Origin of the sequence: Bradyrhizobium sp. IC3195 (assembly GCF_020193585.1) — a bacterium.
In the GTDB taxonomy this organism is placed as follows: domain Bacteria; phylum Pseudomonadota; class Alphaproteobacteria; order Rhizobiales; family Xanthobacteraceae; genus Bradyrhizobium; species Bradyrhizobium yuanmingense.
Window position 1 is genome coordinate 1 of the sequence record NZ_JADYVG010000057.1, and the last position, 2,646, is coordinate 2,646.

Sequence of the window (2,646 nt, forward strand, 5' to 3'; positions counted from 1 at the left end):
GTATAGCGCGACAATCTGGGTGGGAAGCGCACGACAATCAGGATGGCGAGTCGGTGTCGCGGCGAGGTGATGATTGCCGCGTTAATTGTCGCGCGCAAGAGTTTTTTGAACTCTGATTGTCGCGGAGCGTCAATCAGAGACGGTTTTGGGTGTCGCATGTGACGGCGGGCGTCCAGGTCCGCGTTTTCGTTCGAGCGCGGTCCGCCTGCGATAGCTTTCGACGTTCATCTCGACGATGGTAGCGTGGTGGACAAGCCGATCGATGGCGGCGAGGGTCATAGCGGGGTCCGGGAAGACCCTGTTCCATTCGCCGAATGGCTGATTGGCTGTGATCAGCATCGAGCGTCGCTCGTAGCGTGCGCTGATGAGTTCGAACAGCACGCTGGTCTCGGCCTGGTCCTTGGTGACGTAGGCCAGGTCATCGAGGATCAGGAGATCGAAGCGATCAAGGCGGTTGATGGCGGCCTCGAGGTTGAGCTCGCGCCGCGCCACCTGGAGCTTTTGCACGAGATCGGTGGTTCTGGTGAAGAGAACGCGCCATCCGTTCTCGATCAGAGCGAGGCCGAGAGCACTTGCGAGATGGCTCTTTCCGCCACCGGGCGGGCCAAACAGCAGCAAATTGGCGCCCTTGCCCAGCCAGCCGTCGCCGGCGGCGAGCGCGGTGACCTGCGCCTTGGAGACCATCGGCACGGCCTCGAAGTCGAAGTTGTCGAAAGTCTTTCCGGCTGGCAGCCGTGCATCAACGAGGTGGCGCTCGATGCGACGGCGGCTGCGTTCAGCGATCTCGTGCTCGGCAATGGGGAGGAAGCGGGCCGCCGGCCAGCCTTCCTTGTCGGACTGCTCAGCAAATTGCGGCCACAGCACCTTGATGGCGGGCAGCCGCAGCTCGTTGAGCAACAGATTGAGGCGCGCGGTGTCGACGGTGTTGGCCGTGTTCATGCGGCACCTCCGATCTCGGCGGTGCCGATAAGGCACTCATAGGCGGCCAGTGGCGCGAGATGCACCACGACCTGCGGCACACGGGCAGGATCGGGCGCGAAGTGCGTGCGCAGCTGTCCGAGATCGGGCAATTGGCCGGCGTCCAGGTCAGCGGCGAGCTGACCGGCGAGTTCGGCCTCGCAGCCGCGCTCGTGCGCCAGCGCAAGCAGATCGACCATGAGCCGGCAGGCTTTCTTGTCCGGCAGCCGTTCGCGCAAACGATCGAAGGTCTTCCGATAGGCATCGCGCGGGAACAGCCGATCACGGTAGACGAGATTGAGCAGCGCCATCGGCTTGCGCCGCAAGGAATGGATCACGTGCCGATAATCGACGACCTGGTCGTGCTTGCCGTTGGGATGCGGCCGCCCACGCTGCAGGGTGACGAGATGGGTGCCGCCGACGAACACGTCGAGACGATCATCGTAAAGGCGCACCCGCAGCTGGTGGCCGATCAGGCGTGACGGCACGGTGTAGAACACCTTGCGCAAGGTGAAGCCGTCGCTTGACGTCACGCGGACAATCACCTCCTCGTAGTCCGAGGTGCGGCGATCTGGCAATGCCTGCAGGGTAGCGCGCTCGTGGTCGATGCGCTTGGCGTTGCGGGCATTGCGGCGGCTGACGATCTCGTCGATGAAGCCGCGGTAGGCGGCGAGATCATCGAAGTCGGCAGTGCCGCGCAACAGCAGCGCATCGGCGATCGTCCGCTTGAGATGGCCATGCGAGCTCTCGATCGCCCCATTCTCATGGGCGATGCCGCGATTGTTGCGGGAAGGCCGCATGCCGTAATGGGCGCAGAGGTCCTCGTACCGCCGGGTCAGATCGTCCTGAGCATTCCGGTCCAGATTGCAGAAGGCGGCCGACAGACTGTCGGTCCGATGCTCCCGCGGCGCGCCGCCGAGCGACCACAGAGCATTCTGCAGCCCTTCGGCCAAGGCGACGAAGCTCTCGCCACCGAGCACGACATGCGCGTGCTCAAAGCCGGAATAGGCCAGCCGGAAGTGATAGAGGCGATGATCGAGCGGCACGCCCGCAATGGTGACCCCGAGCTCGCCCATGTCGGTGAAGTCGGACAGGCCGACCTGACCCACTTCGTGGGTCTGACGGAAGATGACTTCCTGCTCCTCGCCGTGGATTGCCCGCCAGGCGCGGATCCGGCGCTCCAGCGTGCGGCGGATTCCAGCCCCGAGCTCAGGGTGGCGGCGCAACATCTCCTCGAAGATCGCGACAGCCCGCACGCCGGGGGCCGCCTTCAACATCGGTACGACCTCGGTCTCAAAAACACCGGCCAACGGGTCCGGTCGGCGCCGGCCGCGGGCTCCCTTCTTCTGCGATGGGAGCCTTCGATCCTTCTCGAAGCGATACGCGGTCGAGGTACTGAACGACGCCTTGGCGGCGGCCACTGGCGGGGTATCGGTCTGACGGTACTTCATGTAGAGCCTCATCTGGTGATCGGTAATGTATCGGCCTGGCAAGCGAGTGATTCCTCTTGGCGGAAGAACCACTTGCACAACCAGCCGGCCGCGATCACCAGTCGGCGCGGTCCCCTGTGGATCGCGCCGACGCCGGGCTCGTAACTCCGGTCGGGCTACGCCCTCCCTGCGTCACGAGCCCGGCGAAGCTCTCTCATCCTGATTGACGCTCCACTGTCACCCTGATTGCCGCGCGGCA

Annotated in this window: 2 protein-coding genes; both read right to left on the reverse strand. The window is 64.4% G+C overall.

Annotation, left to right across the window (positions count from 1 at the left end; genetic code table 11):
* Nucleotides 1-129 precede the first annotated feature (129 nt).
* Entirely contained in the window at nucleotides 130-939 is an 810-nt protein-coding gene (gene istB / locus I6F09_RS37030) for an IS21-like element helper ATPase IstB (RefSeq protein ID WP_225143907.1), read from the reverse strand.
* On the reverse strand, nucleotides 936-2,486 hold the full coding sequence (gene istA, locus I6F09_RS37035; protein WP_225143909.1) for an IS21 family transposase: 1,551 nt from the start codon (nucleotides 2,484-2,486) through the stop codon (nucleotides 936-938). Before istA ends, istB begins: the two co-directional genes overlap by 4 nt.
* Between the last annotated feature and the right edge of the window lie 160 nt (nucleotides 2,487-2,646).

Bases quoted from the DNA above. Each gene is read 5' to 3' on its own strand.
- istB (WP_225143907.1), bottom strand. From the start codon at position 939: ATGAACACGGCCAACACCGTCGACACCGCGCGCCTCAATCTGTTGCTC.